A 19,669-nucleotide genomic window follows, 5' to 3' on the forward strand; every position below is an offset into this window, starting at 1 on the left:
CCGGCGGCCGAAAAATACTACTGCTTACTGTTCCAGGGCAGAATCGTCCTCTCCAGGCTCTCCTCGCGGCTGTTGTAAGCAACATCGACATTATTAGGCGCGCACAAAAAAATATTATTGCCGATCTTCTGGATCGTCCCACCGAGAGCATACGTCGTGCCGCTGATGAAATCGATCATCCGCTTGGCCACTTCCTTATCCGTATTCTCAAGATTGATCACCACCGGCTTGCGGTTCTTCAAATGATCGGCCACGTACTGGGCATCGTCGAAAACGAACGGTTCCACCACCATAACCTTCATCTGCTTGGGTTGGGCTGTCGGCAAATTCACGATATTCCCACCCTTCTTACCCTTGCTCTCCGGCTCCTCCTGGCGGGGGCGCTGCTGCTCCTCCTCCACCGTCTCCACCGGCTCGAAAAGACCCAGGCTGCCCCAAACCTTCTCCATAAATTTCACGACGCTTCCCCCTTTTAGTAATGGCGCGGTCCGAAGATGGCCGTGCCCACGCGCACCAGGTTGGCCCCCTCTTCCACCGCCACACCGTAATCGTTAGTCATCCCCATCGACAGCCACTCAATCGCCGTATTCGGCAGAGCGGCCGCCTTCAGGGCGGCAAATATCCCGTAAAGCTCCCGGAACACCGGGCGGGCCTGCTCGGCGTCCTCGTAAAAAGGCGCCATCGTCATCAGACCGCACAGCCTCACATGCGCAAGACCGCTCGCCAGTCTGGCCAGCTCCATCACGCCGCCAGGCGCCACGCCCGACTTCGTATCCTCACCGGCCACATTCACCTGGATAAGCACATCCTGGTGCTTGTCCATCCTGGCCGCCACCCGCTCCACCTCCAGCGCCAGCTTCTCGCTGTCCAGCGAATGGATCAGCGTGAAAAGCGGCACCGCCTGGCGGACCTTATTCGTCTGCAGATGGCCGATCAGATGCCACTCGGCCGGCGGCAGCAGCGCGGCCTTCGCCGTCGCCTCCTGCACCCGGTTCTCGCCCAGCGCCTCGGCCCCGGCCGTCAGCGCCTCGCGTACCTCGGCCGCCTCGTGGTTCTTCGTCACCGCCACCACCTTCACCCGCGGCCCCGTCACCGGCACATCGCGCCGGCGGGCCACGGCAAGGTCGACGTTATGCCTGACGAGAGCCAGGTTATCGGCGATAGACATGGACAAACCCCCTAATATTCCTTTCTATTCGCCCATAAACATAATTTTCCTCTTAGTATCTGCCATTAACATAAAAAATATCATGCCAAAAGCTGCGATAAGCCCCCATCTGCGACGCTCTGCCCGGATGTCGCGCTCGGCGTACGCAACCAAGTACACCTGCGCGCGCATCCTCCGGTGCGCCTTGCATCTGAGGCCTTCTGACAGCCTTTGGTCTTATACATTTTTAATTAGTTATGTTGTGTTGGTTTTTGTCTCATTCCTTGGTGCGGCGTCGCTGCGACCGGCTTCGCCTACGGCGCGTACCGCCCTCCGCAATGTCGCCTTCCGTTTGCTCGCCCACGCAGTGCCAAAACATTGATTCACCCCAAAAACTCTTTAAAACCCTTAAAGCTAAAAACCAATCCCATGAAAATTAGGCTCAAGAATAAGCGAATTAACTAGCGCACTTTCTATACCAGGCTTTAATTCCTTTTGTACAACAAACTCCTTTAGGTCTTTATTAAGGCTTTTCTTACGTCAGCGAACACAGCAAGAAAATACAATAATATCCCATCCCCGCCTGCGAAAATTGAACCAAACACTCACGAGAGGAGTAACCAAAATGAAAGAACTCGAACAAATCCTCGCCACCCGCAAAGCCAACCGCGACCGCCTCGAATCGGAAGCCCCCGACCTTTACAACGGCTTCAACGAACTCATGAAATACTACTACAAACCCGGCGCCCTCACCCGCCGCGACAAAGAACTCATGGCCGTCACCGCCTCCGTCGCCACCCGCTGCATCCCTTGCCTCGGCAACCACCTCAACAACGCCATCGCCGCCGGCGCCACCCGCGAACAGGCCCTCGAAGCCGCCTCCATCGGCATCGAATTCGGCGGCGGTCCCTCCTTCGTCGTCGTCCGCGACCACCTGCTCGGCATGCTCGACGAAATCTACGCCAACCGCCCCTGAGCCCTCGCTCCCGCCAGCCCCCGCGCCGACAGGCGTGGGGGTTTTCCGTCCGCCCCTGCGCGCGCGGATTATAATCGCCGGCCGCGGGGAAACTAGCCGCGGAGGTGAAAACCATGACATATAAGCGCAAATCCCCCTGGTCGGCCATCGACAAAGACCAGCTCGGCTACGAATCCAGCTTCAACCCCAGCGGCCAATTCCACGACGGCCCCCGCACCGCCGACAACGACAAAACCCTCGCCACCGACACCACAGCCGGCGACGACACCGACCGGCTCTCCTGACATTCCGCTCCAGCCGCAATATTCCCCGTCCTTCCGGCCATACTAAACAGGAAACGGCGGACAGGAAGGGGCTATGCCCATGGCAGTCACCGAACAGATCATCGTAATATCGTCGGCGGCGATCACCCTGCTGCTGCTCATCTTCGCCGTCGACTGGCGCTACTTCCGCGACTGGGTCGTCGTCTTCCTCTTCAAATGCACCCTCGACTTCATCTGGGGCAGTCCGGTAGTATCCCTGAAAATGATCGAATACCCCGAACGCCTTTTCCCCCGCTATTACGAGACCAGCGTCCTCTTCGAGCTATGGGTCTTCCCCGTCCTCTGCGTCCTCTACAATCAAATCACCCGCACGCGCGGCCTCACGGCGATCGTCGGCTACGCCCTCCTCTTCAGCGCCGGCATCGTCGCCGTCGAATACCCCCTAGAGCGCCACACCAACCTCATCAGATACCGCGACTGGACCTGGTTCACCAGCTTCTACACCCTCGCCATCACCTTCCTCATGTCCCGCGCCTTCATCGCCTTCTTCCGCCGGGGCTGCGACCGCTTCGGCGCCGGGCGCTACGGCCGCTGACGCCTCGCGTCCGCCTGTCTTACCCTTCGCGCTGCCTTTTCCCGTCCCGGCGGATAAGCAGGATTTTTCCGTCGGACGGGGAATATTTTTATCACGCAATTCTGTCTTTTTACTATAAACGCCTCTGAACAGCTACCCGCTACTCACCGCTTACTAGAGGAGAGTGATAACATGCCGCGTTCACTCCGCACCAGCCTCTTCTGCCTTGTTTTGGCGGTATCCCTGGTTGTCCTCCTGCCGGCCGCGGCATCCGCCGAAGGCGTCTGGGTCACGACGGAAAAAGGCTACAAAGTCTGGGACGAATTAGCGTTTTCCGACCACATCGTCACCTGGTCCGGCGAAGCGGACCCCGAAGGCTACGTCACCGGGAAAGGCGTTCTCCAGTGGTTCACCCTCAGCAAAAACCCGCTCTACAAATATGACGGCGAAATGCGCAAAGGCAAGCGGGACGGCGTCGGCGCCATGACCTTCGAAGCAAGCAGCGTCAGCTTCTCCGGCCTCTGGCGCAACGACAAAATGAACGGCCACGGCGTATGGATCACCGAGACCGGCGACCGCTACGAAGGCAACTGGGTGGACGGCTTCCAGCACGGCAAAGGAACGATTGCCTGGGCCGGCGGCGACCGTTACGACGGCGACTGGGTTAAAGGCGAACGCACCGGCAAAGGCGTTTCCACCTGGGCCAACGGCGACCGCTACGAAGGCGAACTGGCAAGCGGCGTCCGCACCGGCAAAGGCGCCTATACCTGGGCCAACGGCGACCGCTACGAAGGCGAATTCAAAAACAACGAACTCAGCGGCAAGGGTATTTACACCTGGTCGAGCGGCGCCCGCTACGAAGGCGACTTCGTCAGCGACAAACGCCACGGCAAAGGGATCCTCAAATGGCCCACCGGCGAACGCTACGAAGGCGAATGGGCCAACGGCGCCATGCATGGCTACGGCATCCTCCGCTACCCCAACGGCGCCGTCCAAAAAGGCCAGTGGGCCAACGGCAAATATCTCGGCGAAAAAACAAAATGACGCGAAAGAACCCTGCGCGCTATCGCGCAGGGTTTGCTATACCCCCTGACTTCAGAAGCCGAACTGGCGGCTGATGCCGGCGGCAAATTCGTCAGCCATCAGCAGCGCCTGTTTCTCGATCCGGTCAAAAATCTCGATATCCCTGGCGTATTCGCCTCCGAGGCGGGCCACCGCCTCCGCCTTGGTCAGCGCCAGATGCTCGAACCACATCTTCCGCATCGCCGCCATTCGCCAGCACGGATTAACATGACTCAAAAAACGTACGATATCCTCGCCGTTAGCGTACCAGCGCCGTTCCGCCGTCGCCGCGGCCGCGTTGTCGCCGGCCTTCGCCGCGGTCACCAGCTCGGCGGCGATCGTCAGGTGGTCGCGGATAAGCCGCGCGAACTCCGCCGCCGCATCCCGGCCGTAAAACCGCCCGAACGGCCTTGCCATATCGGTTGCGTTGCGCAGCAGCCGCGCAGTCGTCGCCTCAAGGTCGGGCGACCCGGCCGCGATACTGATAATGACCATCCTCGTCCAATACACGTGCTGCTCCCACAACAGGCGAAAATGCTCCCGCAGCCTTACCGCCGCGCCGCTAAAGCACGCTTCACCCTCGAAGCATCCGGGAACGTCAGGCCTCGCCCCGTTCATAAACATCCCTCCCTAGCTGCCATCTGCTACATAATATGCCGACACCGGCAAATCCGCAACACAGGCAGTCATGCCCGTCCTGACTATTGACTAATCCTCTGTAACAGCGTTATACTTACAGCATAATATAACAACGTTACAGGGCCACCTCTGCGGCCCGTAGGAGGCAAGCGAAATGGAAATCCTCGTCCTGAACGGCAGCCCCAAAGGCGACCTTAGCATCACAATGCAGTACGTCGCCTTCCTCGCCAAAAAGCAGCCCGGCCACACCTTCACAATCGTCAACATCGCCCAGCGCTGCCGGCAGCTCGAAAACGACCCGGCAGCCTTCGAGGCCCTCCTCGCCCAGGTCCGCGCAGCCGACGCCGTCCTGTGGGCCTTCCCCGTATACTACCTCCTCGTCCACGGCAATTATAAACGCTTCATCGAGCTGGTCGGCGAACGCGGCGCAGCCGAAGCCTTCCGCGGCAAATACGCCGCCTCCCTCTCCACCTCCATCCGCTTCTTCGACCACACCGCCCACAACTACATCAACGCAATCGCCGACGACTGGGGCATGCGCTACTTCGGCCGCTACTCCGCCAAAATGAACGACCTCTTCATCCCTGCCGAGCAGGGCCGCCTCCTCGCCTACATGGAAAACTTCCTCGCCGCCGTTGCCCGCGGCCTGCCCACCGCCCGCGCCCACCAGCCCGTCGTCCCCGCGGACCGCCGCTACACTCCCGGCCCTGCCGCCGCCCCCGTAGACACCGGCGACCGCAAAGTGCTCATCGTCACCGACGAAGCGCCCGGCGACGCCAACCTCGCCGCCATGACCGCCAGACTCGCCGCCGCCTTCCACGGCCCGGTCGAAACCGTCAACCTCCGCGACCTCGACATCAAAGGCGGCTGCCTCGGCTGCTGCCGCTGCTCCTACGACAACACCTGCGTCTACGAAGGTAAAGACGGTTTCACCGCCTTCTACCGGGAAAAAGTCATAGCCGCCGACATCGTCGTCTACGCCGGCGCCATCCGCGACCGCTACCTCTCCGCCCGCTGGAAAACCTACTTCGACCGCACCTTCTTCAACAATCACGTCCCCACCCTCGGCGGCAAACAGTTCGCCTTCCTCGTCAGCGGCCCCCTCGCCCAGCTCGCCAACCTCCGCCAGATCCTCGAAGCCTACGGCGAATTCCAGCACAGCGCCTTCCTCGGCATCGTCACCGCCGAAGGCGAATCAGCCGAAACCGACGCCCTCCTGGACAACCTGGCGGCCGCCGCCGTCCTGCAGGCCGAACGCGGCTACCTCCCGCCTCCCTCCTTCCTCGGCATCGCCGGCGCCAAACTCTTCCGCGACGAAATCTGGGCCAGGATGCGCTTCCCCTTCGTCGCCGACCACCGCTACTTCCAGACCCACGGCCTCTACGATTTCCCCCAGCGCGATTGGGCCGCCCGCCTCAGAAGCACCCTCATGTACTGGCTGGTCCACATCCCCGCCGTCCGCAAACAAATCTACGGCCCGCAATTTACCACCCACATGCTCGCCCCCCTGAAAAAGCTGGTGGGCAGCCTATGACCACCGCCAGCCCCGACACCACCCGCGACGCCATCCTCACCGCCGCCCGCGCCCTCTTCCTCACCCGCGGCTACCATAAAACCGCCATGCGTACCATCGCCCAGGAGGCCGGCATATCCACCGGCCCCCTCTACTTCCACTTCACCAGCAAAGCGGAAATCTTCTTCCACATCTGCCGCCAGGGCTACGACCGGCTCCTGGCCGCTTTCGCCCGCGCGGCCGGCAGCGGCGACGCGGCCGGTCTCAGGCTGCGGGCCATGTTCCTTGCCTACTGGGAATTTTTCCACACCGAACCCGAACTGTTCGCCATCCTCCACCTCGCCGAAAACCCCATGGCCGGCATCGACCTGCCCGCCGAACCGCGGGAAAAACTCGACAGCCTCCACCGTCAGGTCAATGCCCTCATGGAAGACGTAATCCGCGAAGGCATCGCCGCCGGACAGCTCCGGGCCTTCGATCCTCCCTCCCTCGCCCTCTTCCTGCACTCAGTCGCCGAAGGCGTCTTCCGCGCCCACAAAAGCGGCGCCCTAAAGGACGCAGGCACCACCCTCGACGCCATGATCGCCACCGCCGTCGGCGTCATCGGTCACGGCATGGTCCTCATCCCCGCCGCGCCGGCCTACCCCTGCCGGGAGAGTGACAGCTTATGAAACAGCCCCCCATCTGGGGCGTCGGCCCCAAACTCATCGCCGCCCTCCTCCCCAAACTCCGCTGAAGCAAAGCCCGCCATGACAATGGCGGGCTTTCCCGTCCACAGTGCTTGCCGTCGCCGGCCGCCAAGGTGTATACTATAATAACTATGATAAAAACCCACTCAATCGCCGACGTCACCGCCGGACGGGGCGGCAAAGCCTTCCTGCTCACCGGCCGCGACAAAACAGCCCTCATCGACACCGGCATGGCCTACTGCGCCCCCGCCCTCATCGCCAACATCAGCCGGCAGCTGGCAGACCGGCCGCTCGACTACATCCTCATCAGCCACTCCCACTACGACCACATCGGCGCCATCCCCCACCTCCGCGGCGCATGGCCCGCCGTCAAAGTGCTCGGCGCCGAGCACGCCGCTTACGTATTCACCCGCAGCCGCGCCCTCCAGACAATCCGCGCCCTCGGTTCCCAGGCCGCGGCCATCTTCCGCGCCGGCGAGCTTCCCCCCTATGACGACGCCCTGCTCAAAATCGACGCCGTCGTCGGCGACGGCGACAAACTCGACCTCGGCGGCCTCGGCGTGACCATCCACGCCACCCCCGGCCACACCCGCTGCTCGCTCTCCTTCCTGGCAGGCGGCGGCACCCTCTTCGCCAGCGAATCCACCGGCTACATGAGCGGCGGCAAAGTCTACCCCTCCTTCATCACCAGCAGCGCCGCCGCCCTCGCCTCTGTCGAAAAGTGCCGTAAACTCGATCCCGCCGTCATCGTCCCGCCCCATCACGGCCCCCTCTGCGGCCGGGAGCGCATCGCCTTCTGGGACGACTGCGAAGCCGCCATCCGCGCCGCCGTCGCTTTCATCCTCGCCCACGCGCGCCAGGGCCGCAGCGCAGAAGAAATCCTCGTCGCCTACGAGCGGGACATGCGGGACGAAGGCAGCCGGCGCGAACAGCCCCTCGCCGCCTTCCGTCTCAACACCGAAAACATGATCAAAACCGTCCTGCGGGAAAACGGACTGTCCTGCCCCAATGCCCAATAAGCCAAAACCGCCGTCAAACGGCGGTTTTTTTTGCGAAAAATCTGTTACGGCTCTTGACCCGACTACAGCTTCACAGTTTAGACTTGCAGCAGTGATTAAAACACCAGGAGGAAGGATAATGACAGCCTTTCGCGGAAAAAGGATAACACTGCGCCACACCATGCACATCGCCGCCGCTCCCGCCGCCGTATTCCCGCTGCTCTGCCCCGAGCGGGAGAAAGACTGGATCGACGACTGGTCCTACGAAATGATCTATTCGCAGTCCGGCCTGGCCGAACTCGACTGCACCTTCAAAACCGCCTTCCCGGACGAAGGCGAAGCCTACTGGGTCATGATCAGACATAACCCCCCCGCCGAAGGCGACTACATAAGATTCGTGCCCGGCCTCATGATCGTGAAACTAGCCTTCGTTCTGCGCCCCGAAGGCGACAGCGGCTGCGTCATAGAAGTCGCGCACACCTTCACCGGCCTCAGCGACCGGGGCAACGCAGCAATTACCGAAAGAATCCCGGCCGAACACGCCCAGGACATAGCGCGTCTCGAACAACTCCTCGACCACTATGCCCGCACCGGACGCATGCTAAAAACCCGCCAAAGTTAGGAGGAAGCGGCTTGTACTCCATCGGGCAGCTGGCGAAAAAATACAAACTGGCGCGCAGCACGCTGCTTTACTACGGCTCCATCGGCCTGCTGCCCGGCTCCGGCCGCACCGCTGCCAACTACCGCACCTACACGGAAGCCGACTGCCAAAAACTCGGCCAGATCTGCACCTACCGCGCCGCCGGGCTCACCCTCGCCCAGATCAAAGCCCTCCTCGACGGCCCCCAGTCAGGCGCCGCCGCGCTCCTGCAAAGCCAGGTGCACACCCTCAACCGGGAAATCGAACTCCTGCGCGCCCGGCAGAAACTCATCGTGCGGCTGCTGCTCGACTTCCAGGCGCGGGAAAGCCGCGGGCCGGTCGACAAAGCCGCCTGGCAGGAACTCTTCAAAGCGGCCGGCTTCAGCGACATCGACCAGTGGCAATGGCACCGCGACTTCGAACTCGCCAGCCCCGGCAAGCATGAAGCCTTCCTGGCCTCCGTCGGCTACCCCGCCGCCGAAATCGCCGCAATCCGCGCCTGGGCCCGCGCCGACTATCAGGAGTAGCGGCTCTCACCCCAGATACTTGCTCCCCTCGCGCACGCTCAACGGATGCAGCCTGTGGCCGGCGATGAACGCCCGCACCCACTCCCTGTCCGTCTTCGAATACTCCCTGAGCGCCCAGCCGATCGCCTTGTTGAGAAAAAACTCCTTCGTCCCGCACGTATTGCGGATCACCAGACCGAGCACCTCCGTGTCGGTCTTTTCCTTATATTTAAGCTGAAACAGAATCGCTGTCCGCGCCAGCCAGATGTTCTCCCCCGCCGACCATTCCACCATATGGCTGCCGGCCAGCTCCGGGTGCCGAGCGCACAAATGCCCAATAACAACCGCCGCCAGGGCGTCTACCGTATCCCACCACGCTTTGGCCGTTATCAGCCCCGCCAGTCTGTCGATATCTCCCGCCGCCAGTTTGTCCTTCACCGCTGACAGATAATCGACCGCCAAATACTGAAACTCCCTCTCCGGCAGCGCCCACAGACGGTCGACCAGCCCCCGGTCCACCGCCACCGCCTTCCTCGCCCCGCGCAAAAAACCGCGCGCCAGCGCCGTCCGCTCCGGCTTGGCAATCCCCAGGAAAGGGAACTTATCCTTCATATACGCCGCCATAAACCCGGCCTTCGCCTCATTCCGGTGCGCGTAAAACGCCGCGATCAACTCCTCGTCCACAAAACCACCGCCTAAAAATATATTATTCCCCGCTTTCGCCGGCGGCGCGGCAAATCCTGCCGCTCTCGCTTGGCGCCTCTCGCCGCATCCGCAGAGCAGACAGTTGCACCGCCCCCAAAAAAGGAACTGCGCTATATCTTGCCAAATACTAACAACGCAACAAGCAAAGTCCCTACAAAGGAGCGACTCAACATGACTGGGAAAAAATCGATAATCGCTTGCTTCCTGATAACGGCTTTAGCGCTGGCCGCTTTCGCCGGCTGGTCGCCGCGACAAGCGTCCGGCGAGCCCGCGTCCGACGACAAGGCTGCGCAAATAAAGCTCTTCGAACAACGCATCCGCACCATCCGGGCCGGCCAGATCCCCATCATCGACGTCGAGCAGCATTGGGGCGGCAAACTCGGCCTCAAAGAGTTGACAGACAAAATGGACCGGAACGGCGTCGCCCTGACCTGGCTTGGTCCGAACGAAAAGCTGGGCAACGAGTATTCGCTCCGGGCCAGCCGGTCGCATCCCGGCTACTTCGTCCCCACGACCATCCACGGCGACGGTCCGCTGTGGCACGGCAAACACAAAGACCTGCTGGACAGCATCGCCGCCGCCGCCCGCTCCGGCCAGTACTTCGCGATGGGCGAATTCGAGGCCCGTCATTACCCGTCCAGCACCAACAACCGCGACATCCACCTGCCGCTTACCAGCGAATCGTTCCGGGCGATATTCGCGCTGTCGCAGGAAACCGGCATCCCCTTCCTGATTCATCATGAAGCCGAAGACGCCCTCCTCCCGGAAATGGAGGCCATGCTCGCCGAATTTCCCGGCGCCAAAGTCGTCTGGTGCCATGTCGGCCGCAACCGCAACCCGGCCACCTGGCGGAAATTCCAGACCCCGAGCGCTGTTCGCCACCTACTGGAAAAATACCCCAACCTTTATTTTGACCTTGTCCAGTCCCCGCCGGGCGCAAAATACCGCCTCACCGGCTATGTCGAAGGCATCATGTACGACCTCGGCGGCGACACCCCCTGCCTGGAACGCGGCTGGCGGCAGCTGCTCATCGACCATGCCGACCGCTTCGTCCTCGGCAGCGACGTCAACACCGGCCGCTGGGACGGTTACGATTCCGTATTCCAGACTTTCCGCAGCGTCGTCCTCAGCGACCTGCCGCGGGACGCCGCCGAAAAGATCGCCTTCAAAAACGCCTGGCGGCTGATGACCGGCCAAGTCTGGGCTGATTAACAGTCTTACATACATGCCCCGCCCCGTTTGACTCCCGGCTATTCCAGAATTATACTGTTGATATGACGGCCCAAACGCCGTCCAAAGGGGGACTGACAATGCCAGACAACATCTCCGGCCGCTTCCGGCGGCACGCCGAAGACTGGGCCCTGTACGAACAGGCCAAAGAATACGCCCTCGACTACATGCGCACCGTCGCCGACCGGCCCGTCTTCCCCGGCACCGAAGCCATCGCCGGCCTCGACGCCTTCCGCGAGCCGCTGCCTGACGCCCCCGCCGACCCGCGCGACATCCTCGCCCGGCTTCACCGCTGCGGCTCCCCGGCCACCGTCGCCCAGACCGGCGGCCGCTACTTCGGCTTCGTCAACGGCGGCATCATCCCCGCCGCCCTCGCCGCCCGATGGCTGGGCGACACCTGGGACCAGAACGCCGCCCTCTACGTAATATCGCCCGTCACCGCCGTCCTCGAAGAAGTCTGCGAGCACTGGCTCGTCGACCTGCTCGGCCTGCCTGCCGGCACCGCCGCCGGCTTCGTCAGCGGCACCTCCACCGCCAGCCTCTGCGGCCTCGCCGCCGGACGCGACTTCCTCCTCCGCCGCAAAGGCTGGGACGCGGGCGCCAACGGCCTGTTCGGCGCCCCCGAAATCCGCGTCGTCCTCGGCGCCGGCGCCCATTCCACCGTCTACAAGGCCCTCTCCATCCTCGGCCTCGGCAAAGACCGCCTCATCAAAGTGCCGGTCGACGACCAGGGCCGGATGCTCGCCGATAAACTCCCGCCCCTCGACGACAGCACCCTCCTCATCCTCCAGGCCGGCAACGTCAGCACCGGCGCCTTCGACCCCTTCGCCGCCATCTGCCCCCGCGCCCGCGAAGCCGGCGCCTGGGTCCATGTCGACGGCGCCTTCGGCCTGTGGGCCGCCGCCTCCCCCAGCCTCCGCTCCCTCACCGCCGGCGTCGACCTCGCCGACTCCTGGTCGGCCGACGCCCACAAAACCCTCAACGCCCCCTACGACAGCGGCGTCGTCCTCTGTCGCCACCGCGACGCCCTCGCCCAGGCGATGAGCATGACCGGCTCCTACATCGTCTACAGCGAGCAGCGCGACGGCATGATCTACACCGCCGACATGTCGCGGCGGGCGCGGGCCGTCGAGCTGTGGGCCTCGCTCAAGGCCCTCGGCCGCACCGGCGCCGGCCAGCTCGTCGACGACCTCTGCCGCAAAGCCCGGCGCTTCGCCGCCGCTCTTGAGAAAAACGGCTTCCGTATCCTCAACGACGTCTGCTTCAACCAAATCCTCGTCGCCTGCGGCGACGAAGCCCTGACGAAAAAGACCCTCGAGGCAATCCAGCGCTCCGGCGAATGCTGGTGCGGCCCCGCCCAGTGGCAGGGCGAAACCGTCATCCGCATCAGCGTCTGCTCCTACCGCACCACCGACGAAGACATCGACCGCTCCGCCCGCGCCTTCATCACGGCAAGGTGCGAAAACGCATGATAAAGCAAGCCGCAAAGCTCCCGGACAACGTTCACCTGGCCGTACGCGTCGCGCTCGCCTACGCCGTATGGCTCCTGGCATACCTCCTCTTTCAACCCGCAGAAATCGGCATGAAACTGTTTTACTTCGGCCTCACGGCGGGAATCGGCATGCCTGCCGTCCTCGCGGCCGACGATGCCGTCCGGCGCTTCACCCCGCACGCCATCGTCATCAGGAGCTTGGTCTCGCTGGCAGCCTCAATCGCCTTCACCATCATCTTGGTCGATTTGCGGGACTTCATACCCTGGAGCGTAATCTACCTTGCGCCGTTCGTCTCGGCGGCGATCAGCGACCGAGTCAGGCGCGACCTGCGAAAAAAAGACACCTGATAATTCTCGGGCGGTCCGTTTTGAATCGGCATTTTAAAAATCGGCCTTAAATGTCAAGCAAACTGGCACTAGTTTTAGTGTCAGTTTGTCTTTGTATTGTTTAAGTTTATTAAAAAGTGTCAATACTTTTGGAGGAGTGTTTTTTTTAATAGATGAAAATAATAAATTCATTATTCGGCAGTGAGGCGCTTTGCATGAATGTTAAACATGGTTCAACCACGTTCTTAAAGGTAATAAATTTTCTGATTGGAATTGCCGTGCTTGCCGTGTGTATATTTTTGTTGCCTGAAGCAGCCAAAAGAGACGCGATAGAGCGTCCGGGTGATTATTCGCTATATCCGCTTTTGGTATGTGCATATGGAATATTTATTACGTTTTCTGTAGCTTTGTATCAATTATATAAACTGTTAACCTATATCGAAAAGAACAATGCTTTCTCTGAATTATCCCTCGAATCTTTGAATATCATAAAGAAATGCGCTTTTACTGTCATTTTCTTCATTTTGTTGGCAATAGTTTATTTAAGGGTGCGTGCTCAATTCACAGGTGATGATGCAGCAGGTCCAGTATCTCTAGGTCTAATGGGGGTTTTAGCAGCAAGTATCATCGCAGCCATTGTGGACGTACTTCAAAAGCCATTAAAAAATATCCTAGAATTAAAACCAAAAAATGATTAACAATGACAAAGTAGGTGCCAAAAGGCACCTACTTTTTGTTTTTCCCATCCGGAACGGAACACCCTATGATAATTCAGGTGTCTTTCTTAATTCTTAGCATAAATAAGCGCCTACGGCGGCTTCCCTATTCCTTGCTCCCTTCCTCCAGCGCCGCCTTTATCCGCGCCAGCTCCGCCACCCGGCCTTCGAGCGCCGTCAGCGACGCCCCCACGGCCGCCAGCAGCGCAGCCCGCTCCGCGTCCGCCAGCGTCGCCAACGCGGCCAGCGCCTCCGCCGGCACAGCCTCGGCCGCCGGCATGACCGCCAGCAGTCTGGACACCGCGGCCGGCGCGGCCGGTGCGCCCTCGCGTACGGGCCGGTCCGCCGCCTGCTCCGCGCCATCCCCGGCGCCCGTCACCACCGCCGCCGCCTCGGCTAACACCGGCGTCGCCGCCTCGTCCCCGTCCGCCGCTGCCGGCTTCAGGGGGGCCACCGCCGGCGCAGACCCCGCCGGGGCCGCCTTGGCCTCCGCCGTCTTCGCCAGCTCCTGGCGGCGTTCGGCGTCCACACTCAGCGCCACCAGCTCATGGCAGGGCATCTTCAGAAACTTCTCCTTCGTCGGCGCGTCGAACTCCTCGCTCACAAACAGCCCGGCGATCCGCTTCGCGTCCCTCGCGCTCCGCTGATCCCTGGCCACCTTCAGCGCCAGATTGTCGCGGTACGCCAGCGGCACATCCTTCAGCCCCAGCGCCTGCTCCTCCGACAGCTGGCCGGCGAGGATCTCCGCCCCGCCGTGGATAATCCTCCTGATCTCCGGGCCGAACACCAGCAAGGCCAGCTTGTTCGTGATATACTTCTCCGTCTTGCCCAGGCGGCTCGACAGATACTTCTTCGACAGCTTCCACTTCTCGCCGTCGAGCAGCTTCTGAAAGCCCTCCGCCTCCTCGATCGGCGTGAAATCCCGCCGCTGGATGTTTTCGGTCAGCTGCTCGAAATAAATATCCAGCTCGTCGGTATTATCGGACAGGATGCACGGGATCTTTCTGAAGCCCAGCATCTTCAGCGCCTTGTAGCGGCGGTTGCCGAACACGATCTTGTAGCGGCCGTACTTCACCTTGTAAACCTTGATCGGGTTTAAAAGCCCGACCTCGCTGATACTCTCCGCCAGCTCCTCGATCGCCTTCTTGTCGAATTCGCGGCGCGGCTGCTCGCTATCCTCATCAATCAAATTAATATCGATCTCAACCAGTTTCACTGCTAATATCCTCTCCCGCATGTCCCGTTTCGCCTCTCAATTCGACAGCCTGCCGCTTATTCCTGCCCGCCCGCCGGCCCCGCGGATGTTTCCACAGGGATTGACACCCGCCCCGCCCCGCTATATAATGTCTGTAAATACATACCAAAAATGCCATGAGCGGGAGAAGTAAGTTTTTCGGGCCGTGCAGAGAGCCGGTGGCTGGTGCGAACCGGTAGGCAGACTGACTGAAATACACCCGTGAGCAGCAGGTCGAACCTTATAGTAGACCGCGCCGGAGCGCCCCCGTTACCGGGCTAGGGTATCGGAACCCTTGTGTTCCCGCACCCGACGAGCGGCTTGCCACAAGCAAGCAGGGTGGTACCACGGCTTCACATCCCGTCCCTGTAGAAATACAGCGACGGGATTTTTTATTTTCCAAAACAAAAATAAGGAGTGGTTACCGATGTCTGTAGTCAAATTCTACCGTGGCGAAACAATGCCCCTCGAGCTCCACAAAGTCCGCATCGTCCAGAAACTCTCCCTCGTCCCCGTCGAGCGCCGTCTGGCGGCCATCGCCGAAGCCGGCAACAACACATTCCTCCTCAAAAACCACGACGTCTTCCTCGACATGCTCACCGACAGCGGCGTCAACGCCATGAGCGACAGACAGCTCGCCGCCATGATGGAAGCCGACGACAGCTACGCCGGCTCGGCCACCTTCACCAAACTCGAAACCCGCATCAACGACATCTTCGGCAAAAAATTCGTCCTCCCCGCCCACCAGGGCAGAGCGTGCGAAAACATCATCTCCCAGGCGTTCGTCAGGCCCGGCGCCATCGTCCCCATGAACTACCACTTCACCACCAGCAGGGCCCATGTCGTCTTGAACGGCGGCGCCGTCGAAGAACTCATCATCGACGAAGGCACGAAAGTCACCAGCGACCACCCCTTCAAAGGCAACATGGACACCGACAAGCTCGCCGCCCTCGTCGAAAAACACGGCGCCGACAAAATCGCCTTCGTCCGCATCGAAACAGGCACAAACCTCATCGGCGGCCAGCCCCACTCGCTCGCCAACCTGCGCGAAATCCGCCGCGTCTGCGATAAATACGGCATCATCATCGTCTTCGACGCCAGCCTGCTGGCCGACAACCTCCACTTCATCAAAACCCGCGAACAAGCCTGCAAAGACATGTCCATCCGCGACATCAGCCGCGCCATCGCCGACCTCGTCGACATCATCTACTTCTCCGCCCGCAAGCTCGGCTGCGCCCGCGGCGGCGTCATCTGCACCAACAGCGAGCAAGCCTACCTTAAAATGCGCGAACTCGTCACCCTCTACGAAGGCTTCCTCACCTACGGCGGCATGTCCGTCCGCGAAATCGAAGCAATTGCCGTCGGCCTCGACGAAACCATGGACGAGGACATGATCAACCAGAGCCCGCAGTTCATCGCCTACATGGTCGAAGAACTCCAAAAGCGCGGCGTCCCCGTCATCACGCCTCCCGGCGGCCTCGGCGCGCACATCGACGCCCGCCAGTTCCTCGCCCACGTCCCCCAGCAGCAATACCCCGCCGCCGCCCTCGCGGCCGCCATCTACCTCGCCGGCGGCATCCGCGGCATGGAGCGCGGCACCATGTCCGAAGCCCGCGACGAACAGGGCAACGAAACCTTCGCCAAAATGGAACTAGTCCGCCTCGCCATGCCGCGCCGCGTCTTCACCCTCTCCCAGGTAGCGTACGCCGTCGACCGCATCGCCTGGCTGTACGACAACCGCGCCCTCGTCGGCGGACTGGCCTTCACCGAAGAACCAAAACTCCTGCGCTTCTTCTTCGGCAAACTCGCCCCCCTCTCCGGCTGGCAGACCGACCTGGCCGCCAAATTCCGGAAAGACTTCGGCGACAGCCTATAGCAATCATATAAAACAGCACGACCGGCCGGATAATTCCGGCCGGTCGTGCGTTAGCGGTTCTCAGGCAAGCGCGGTCTCAACGACGGCCTGCGCCAATATGGCGGTGGCGTCGAATTTCTCCGGACCGCCGAGAAAAGGGAAAAGCAACGGCACCTCGGTGCACCCGGCCAGCATCGCCTGCGTACCGGCGGCGGCGAAACGGCCGACCATCGCGTTAAGCTCCCCGAGGTAAGGATTATCTGCTACCAGGCCGGCCTTCACCTGCCTGACCGCGGTGTCCAGCGCCTTCTGCTCGGCGTCGTTCGGCATCACAAGCGCCAGGTTGTGAACCGCGAACGCTTTCTGATACAGGCCCGTCCTGATTGTCGCCGCCGTGGCCAGCAACAGCGTCGGGCCGGCGGCCGCGCCCTGCCGCTGCGCGATATGCGCCGCGGCGGCGTCGATCATATTGAGGACAGGCACCCTGACCGCCTGACGCAGTTCTCTGATCCAGTAATGGGCCGTGTTGCACGGCATCACGATAAAATCCGCCCCGGCCTCCTCCAGCAATCGGGCCGACCGGGCCATACCCGGCAGCGGGCTTTCCGCCCCGTGGAGAATGGCCTCCACCCGTGGCGGAATCTGCGGGTTGTTATCGACGATAATCCGCAAATGGTCCTGGTCCACGGCGGCCGGGGTACACTGCACAATCTTCGCGAACAGATCGACTGTCGCCAGCGGCCCCATACCGCCCAGAACGCCGACCGTTTTTCTCATGCGCTATTCCTCCCGCCAAACAGAGCCCTGCAACTAAAATATCTGCTGATACGCGTACAGCGCGGGCGAACCGCCCGTATGCACGAACAGGACATTATCCTCTTTCCCGAAGCGATTGCCGCGGATCAGATCGATCAGACCGGCCATGGCCTTGCCGGTATAAACGGGGTCGAGGAGGATGCCCTCGGTCCGGGCTACCAGCTTCACCGCCTCGACCATCTCCGGCGTCGGCAGCGAATAACCCGGGCCCACATATTCCTCATAGCAGACCACCGCCTCGCGGGGGATCGCCTGACTAACGCCCAGCCGTGCGGCGGTGCGCTCGACCAGCCCGTAGACCAGCTCCTCCTGAACGCTCTTCTTACGGCTGATATTGATGCCGATCACCGGTATATTCGTGTTATTGCCGTAAAACCCGGTCACCAGGCCAGCGTGGGTGCCGGCGCTGCCGCTGGTGGTCACCACATAATCGAGTTTCAGGCCCCGGTCGAACGACTGGGCGAGTATCTCCTCGGCGCAGGCGACATACCCGGTCGCGCCGATCTCGTTGGAACCGCCGCCGGGAATGATATAAGGCTTTCGCCCCTGAGCCGTAAGGCCGTCCGCGACCGCCTGCATCTCCTTCAGCATATCCGACCCGCCGGGAACGACCTTTACCGCCTCGACGCCCAGCAGACCGAAGAGGAAATTGTTGCCGCTCGCATCGGCCTTATAACTGCCGGGAACACGTTCTTCCAGCACCAGTTGGCACTTGAGTCCCTCCTTCACCGCCGCCGCCAGGGTAAGGCGGCAATGATTCGACTGCACCGCGCCGCACGTCATCAGTGTATCAGCCCCTTGGGCCAGCGCGTCGGCCACGAGGAACTCCAACTTGCGGGTCTTATTGCCGCCTGAGGTCAAACCGAGGAGATCGTCCCGCTTGATGTAAATGCGGGGGCCTCCCAGAGCGGCGGTGAGGCGGGGCAGAAACTCCAGCGGGGTTTGACCCTCGGTATAACGTCTGCGGGGAAACTGTGCTAAATTCATAACGACACTCCTTCAAAATATAGATGCTGTGACCGGAAACGTCCTTCCCCTTAGGCGGAAACGCCCACGCACGCTTTCTCCACCTTGTCTTCCGACTTCTGAATGAATACGGTTGCGACGGCGTCACCGGTAATGTTCAGCGTAGTGCGGGCCATATCCAGCACACGGTCGATGCCGGCGATCAGCGCGATGCCCTCCAAGGGAAGTCCTACCGACTGCAGGGTCAGGGTGAGCATTATCAGTCCCGCGCCGGGCACGCCAGCCGCCCCGATGGAAGCGAGCGTCCCCGTGAGCACGATCACCAGCATCTGACTGAGCGACAGATCGACGCCGTAGATCTGGGCCACGAACAACGCGGCAACGCCCTGATAAATCGCCGTGCCGTCCATATTGATCGTCGCGCCAAGCGGCAGGACAAAGCTGGACACTTCCTTCGACACCCCGAGATTCTCCTGGGTATTCTTCATCGTCACCGGCAGGGTAGCCGCGCTGCTGCAGGTCGAAAACGCGATCATCTGGGCGGGAAGGATGCCCTTGAAGAAGCGGATGGGGCTAAAATTGGCCAGCAGCTTCAGGATAGCCGAATAGGTAATGCTCATATGAATCAGGCAGCCGATATAGACGGCGGCGATTACCTTAGCCAAAGGGATCAGGACCTTCGGTCCGTTTGCCGCCACGACGGGCAGAATCAGCGCGAAAACGCCGATCGGCGCAAACGCCATGATTATGCCGACAATCTTATAAGTTATCTCGGCCAGCCCGTCGAAGAAGGATTCGACCGGCTTCGCCTTCTGTCCCACCAGCGTGATGCCGATGCCGACAAACAGCGCGAAAACGATGATCTGAAGCATATCGGCATTCAACATGGCTTGAAAAACATTGGTCGGCACCATGTTAACCAGCACATCCATAAGCGGCGGAGCCGCCTTGCCCTTGTAAACCGCGTTGGCCGGCAGCTGCAGACCCGAACCGGGGCTTAGCACCAACGACATAACGATCCCGATTACAACCGCCACTGCCGTCGTAACAAGATAGAACGATACCGTTTTGCCGCCGATGCGGCCCAATTTGCGCACATCGCCGAGGCTGGACGCGCCGACAATCAGCGAAGCGAGAACCAGGGGGACGATCACCATTTTGATCATGTTGATGAACAACGTGCCAAACGGGGCAATCCACTTTTTCACGAAGCCTAACCCCTCGGGACCTACGGCCAGACCGGCCACTACCCCCAGAACCAGACCAATCAGGATCTTGTTGGATAGATTCATGAAAGCGCCTCCTTCAAAATAAAATCGAC

Annotated in this window: 22 protein-coding genes and 1 other annotated feature; of the genes, 14 read left to right on the forward strand and 8 right to left on the reverse strand. The window is 61.2% G+C overall.

The window, feature by feature from the left end; translation table 11 throughout:
* Window positions 1-17: 17 nt before the first annotated feature.
* Window positions 18-458, reverse strand: a complete 441-nt coding sequence (locus tag RIN56_02705; GenBank protein ID MDR7865696.1) for a cell division protein SepF — start codon at window positions 456-458, stop codon at window positions 18-20.
* Window positions 459-472: 14 nt separating this feature from the next.
* Entirely contained in the window at window positions 473-1,168 is a 696-nt protein-coding gene (locus RIN56_02710; protein MDR7865697.1) for a YggS family pyridoxal phosphate-dependent enzyme, read from the reverse strand.
* Window positions 1,169-1,772: 604 nt separating this feature from the next.
* Between RIN56_02710 and RIN56_02715 the strand changes: the two genes are divergently transcribed.
* The 4 genes from RIN56_02715 to RIN56_02730 all read left to right on the forward strand — a co-directional run bounded on the left by RIN56_02715 (window position 1,773) and on the right by RIN56_02730 (window position 4,004).
* Window positions 1,773-2,123, forward strand: a complete 351-nt coding sequence (locus RIN56_02715; protein MDR7865698.1) for a carboxymuconolactone decarboxylase family protein — start codon at window positions 1,773-1,775, stop codon at window positions 2,121-2,123.
* Between the two features lie 113 nt (window positions 2,124-2,236).
* Window positions 2,237-2,407, forward strand: a complete 171-nt coding sequence (locus RIN56_02720; GenBank protein MDR7865699.1) for a hypothetical protein — start codon at window positions 2,237-2,239, stop codon at window positions 2,405-2,407.
* A gap of 79 nt (window positions 2,408-2,486) precedes the next feature.
* A complete protein-coding gene (locus RIN56_02725) occupies window positions 2,487-2,981 on the forward strand; it encodes a CBO0543 family protein (GenBank protein ID MDR7865700.1) in 495 nt (164 codons plus the stop codon).
* Window positions 2,982-3,152: 171 nt separating this feature from the next.
* Window positions 3,153-4,004, forward strand: coding sequence for a hypothetical protein (locus tag RIN56_02730; protein ID MDR7865701.1), 852 nt, complete (start codon window positions 3,153-3,155; stop codon window positions 4,002-4,004).
* Window positions 4,005-4,055: 51 nt separating this feature from the next.
* Here the strand turns inward: RIN56_02730 and RIN56_02735 are convergent, their stop codons facing one another.
* Entirely contained in the window at window positions 4,056-4,640 is a 585-nt protein-coding gene (locus RIN56_02735; protein ID MDR7865702.1) for a hypothetical protein, read from the reverse strand.
* Between the two features lie 175 nt (window positions 4,641-4,815).
* Between RIN56_02735 and RIN56_02740 the strand changes: the two genes are divergently transcribed.
* The 5 genes from RIN56_02740 to RIN56_02760 all read left to right on the forward strand — a co-directional run bounded on the left by RIN56_02740 (window position 4,816) and on the right by RIN56_02760 (window position 9,028).
* Complete coding sequence (locus RIN56_02740) at window positions 4,816-6,195, forward strand: NAD(P)H-dependent oxidoreductase (GenBank protein MDR7865703.1); 1,380 nt, start codon at window positions 4,816-4,818, stop codon at window positions 6,193-6,195.
* Window positions 6,192-6,845, forward strand: a complete 654-nt coding sequence (locus tag RIN56_02745) for a TetR/AcrR family transcriptional regulator (protein ID MDR7865704.1) — start codon at window positions 6,192-6,194, stop codon at window positions 6,843-6,845. Before RIN56_02740 ends, RIN56_02745 begins: the two co-directional genes overlap by 4 nt.
* A 149-nt stretch (window positions 6,846-6,994) precedes the next feature.
* On the forward strand, window positions 6,995-7,882 hold the full coding sequence (locus tag RIN56_02750) for an MBL fold metallo-hydrolase (GenBank protein ID MDR7865705.1): 888 nt from the start codon (window positions 6,995-6,997) through the stop codon (window positions 7,880-7,882).
* A 118-nt stretch (window positions 7,883-8,000) separates the two neighbouring features.
* Window positions 8,001-8,483 carry an SRPBCC family protein gene (locus RIN56_02755; GenBank protein MDR7865706.1) on the forward strand — a complete coding sequence of 161 codons (483 nt, stop codon included), beginning with the start codon at window positions 8,001-8,003 and terminating at the stop codon, window positions 8,481-8,483.
* A gap of 11 nt (window positions 8,484-8,494) precedes the next feature.
* Window positions 8,495-9,028 carry a MerR family transcriptional regulator gene (locus RIN56_02760; protein ID MDR7865707.1) on the forward strand — a complete coding sequence of 178 codons (534 nt, stop codon included), beginning with the start codon at window positions 8,495-8,497 and terminating at the stop codon, window positions 9,026-9,028.
* A 6-nt stretch (window positions 9,029-9,034) separates the two neighbouring features.
* Here RIN56_02760 and RIN56_02765 read toward each other — a convergent pair whose 3' ends face one another.
* Entirely contained in the window at window positions 9,035-9,691 is a 657-nt protein-coding gene (locus tag RIN56_02765; GenBank protein ID MDR7865708.1) for a DNA alkylation repair protein, read from the reverse strand.
* Between the two features lie 192 nt (window positions 9,692-9,883).
* Here RIN56_02765 and RIN56_02770 point away from each other — a divergent pair, with 192 nt between their 5' ends.
* The 4 genes from RIN56_02770 (at window position 9,884) to RIN56_02785 (ending at window position 13,459) form a co-directional block, all read left to right on the forward strand.
* Window positions 9,884-10,924 carry an amidohydrolase family protein gene (locus RIN56_02770; GenBank protein ID MDR7865709.1) on the forward strand — a complete coding sequence of 347 codons (1,041 nt, stop codon included), beginning with the start codon at window positions 9,884-9,886 and terminating at the stop codon, window positions 10,922-10,924.
* 98 nt (window positions 10,925-11,022) lie between these two features.
* The gene (locus RIN56_02775) at window positions 11,023-12,414 is read left to right on the forward strand and encodes an aminotransferase class V-fold PLP-dependent enzyme (protein MDR7865710.1); all 1,392 of its coding nucleotides are present in this window, start codon (window positions 11,023-11,025) and stop codon (window positions 12,412-12,414) included.
* Complete coding sequence (locus RIN56_02780; protein MDR7865711.1) at window positions 12,411-12,782, forward strand: hypothetical protein; 372 nt, start codon at window positions 12,411-12,413, stop codon at window positions 12,780-12,782. Before RIN56_02775 ends, RIN56_02780 begins: the two co-directional genes overlap by 4 nt.
* 194 nt (window positions 12,783-12,976) lie before the next feature.
* Window positions 12,977-13,459: a DUF2975 domain-containing protein gene (locus RIN56_02785; protein MDR7865712.1), complete on the forward strand. Its 483-nt coding sequence runs from the start codon at window positions 12,977-12,979 to the stop codon at window positions 13,457-13,459.
* Window positions 13,460-13,583: 124 nt separating this feature from the next.
* Here RIN56_02785 and RIN56_02790 read toward each other — a convergent pair whose 3' ends face one another.
* Window positions 13,584-14,693, reverse strand: coding sequence for a ParB/RepB/Spo0J family partition protein (locus RIN56_02790; GenBank protein MDR7865713.1), 1,110 nt, complete (start codon window positions 14,691-14,693; stop codon window positions 13,584-13,586).
* A gap of 146 nt (window positions 14,694-14,839) precedes the next feature.
* Window positions 14,840-15,082, forward strand: a binding site (T-box leader).
* A gap of 56 nt (window positions 15,083-15,138) precedes the next feature.
* On the opposite strand from RIN56_02790, the gene RIN56_02795 reads away from it, so the two are divergent.
* Window positions 15,139-16,587: a tryptophanase gene (locus tag RIN56_02795; GenBank protein MDR7865714.1), complete on the forward strand. Its 1,449-nt coding sequence runs from the start codon at window positions 15,139-15,141 to the stop codon at window positions 16,585-16,587.
* Window positions 16,588-16,647: 60 nt separating this feature from the next.
* Here RIN56_02795 and RIN56_02800 read toward each other — a convergent pair whose 3' ends face one another.
* The 3 genes from RIN56_02800 to RIN56_02810 are packed head-to-tail and all read right to left on the reverse strand — an operon-like array spanning window position 16,648 to window position 19,640.
* The gene (locus tag RIN56_02800) at window positions 16,648-17,343 is read right to left on the reverse strand and encodes an amino acid racemase (GenBank protein ID MDR7865715.1); all 696 of its coding nucleotides are present in this window, start codon (window positions 17,341-17,343) and stop codon (window positions 16,648-16,650) included.
* Between the two features lie 33 nt (window positions 17,344-17,376).
* Window positions 17,377-18,369, reverse strand: a complete 993-nt coding sequence (locus RIN56_02805) for a D-cysteine desulfhydrase (GenBank protein ID MDR7865716.1) — start codon at window positions 18,367-18,369, stop codon at window positions 17,377-17,379.
* Window positions 18,370-18,419: 50 nt separating this feature from the next.
* A complete protein-coding gene (locus RIN56_02810) occupies window positions 18,420-19,640 on the reverse strand; it encodes a dicarboxylate/amino acid:cation symporter (GenBank protein MDR7865717.1) in 1,221 nt (406 codons plus the stop codon).
* Between the last annotated feature and the right edge of the window lie 29 nt (window positions 19,641-19,669).

The sequence above is a fragment of the Sporomusaceae bacterium genome, assembly GCA_031460455.1.
Lineage (GTDB): Bacteria > Bacillota > Negativicutes > Sporomusales > UBA7701 > Anaeroselena.

Coding starts and splice junctions, on each gene's coding strand:
- RIN56_02710 (MDR7865697.1), bottom strand. CDS start 1,168: ATGTCTATCGCCGATAACCTGGCTCTCGTCAGGCATAACGTCGACCTT.
- RIN56_02715 (MDR7865698.1), top strand. CDS start 1,773: ATGAAAGAACTCGAACAAATCCTCGCCACCCGCAAAGCCAACCGCGAC.
- RIN56_02720 (MDR7865699.1), top strand. CDS start 2,237: ATGACATATAAGCGCAAATCCCCCTGGTCGGCCATCGACAAAGACCAG.
- RIN56_02725 (MDR7865700.1), top strand. CDS start 2,487: ATGGCAGTCACCGAACAGATCATCGTAATATCGTCGGCGGCGATCACC.
- RIN56_02730 (MDR7865701.1), top strand. CDS start 3,153: ATGCCGCGTTCACTCCGCACCAGCCTCTTCTGCCTTGTTTTGGCGGTA.
- RIN56_02735 (MDR7865702.1), bottom strand. CDS start 4,640: ATGAACGGGGCGAGGCCTGACGTTCCCGGATGCTTCGAGGGTGAAGCG.
- RIN56_02740 (MDR7865703.1), top strand. CDS start 4,816: ATGGAAATCCTCGTCCTGAACGGCAGCCCCAAAGGCGACCTTAGCATC.
- RIN56_02745 (MDR7865704.1), top strand. CDS start 6,192: ATGACCACCGCCAGCCCCGACACCACCCGCGACGCCATCCTCACCGCC.
- RIN56_02750 (MDR7865705.1), top strand. CDS start 6,995: ATGATAAAAACCCACTCAATCGCCGACGTCACCGCCGGACGGGGCGGC.
- RIN56_02755 (MDR7865706.1), top strand. CDS start 8,001: ATGACAGCCTTTCGCGGAAAAAGGATAACACTGCGCCACACCATGCAC.
- RIN56_02770 (MDR7865709.1), top strand. CDS start 9,884: ATGACTGGGAAAAAATCGATAATCGCTTGCTTCCTGATAACGGCTTTA.
- RIN56_02775 (MDR7865710.1), top strand. CDS start 11,023: ATGCCAGACAACATCTCCGGCCGCTTCCGGCGGCACGCCGAAGACTGG.
- RIN56_02780 (MDR7865711.1), top strand. CDS start 12,411: ATGATAAAGCAAGCCGCAAAGCTCCCGGACAACGTTCACCTGGCCGTA.
- RIN56_02785 (MDR7865712.1), top strand. CDS start 12,977: ATGAATGTTAAACATGGTTCAACCACGTTCTTAAAGGTAATAAATTTT.
- RIN56_02795 (MDR7865714.1), top strand. CDS start 15,139: ATGTCTGTAGTCAAATTCTACCGTGGCGAAACAATGCCCCTCGAGCTC.
- RIN56_02800 (MDR7865715.1), bottom strand. CDS start 17,343: ATGAGAAAAACGGTCGGCGTTCTGGGCGGTATGGGGCCGCTGGCGACA.
- RIN56_02805 (MDR7865716.1), bottom strand. CDS start 18,369: ATGAATTTAGCACAGTTTCCCCGCAGACGTTATACCGAGGGTCAAACC.
- RIN56_02810 (MDR7865717.1), bottom strand. CDS start 19,640: ATGAATCTATCCAACAAGATCCTGATTGGTCTGGTTCTGGGGGTAGTG.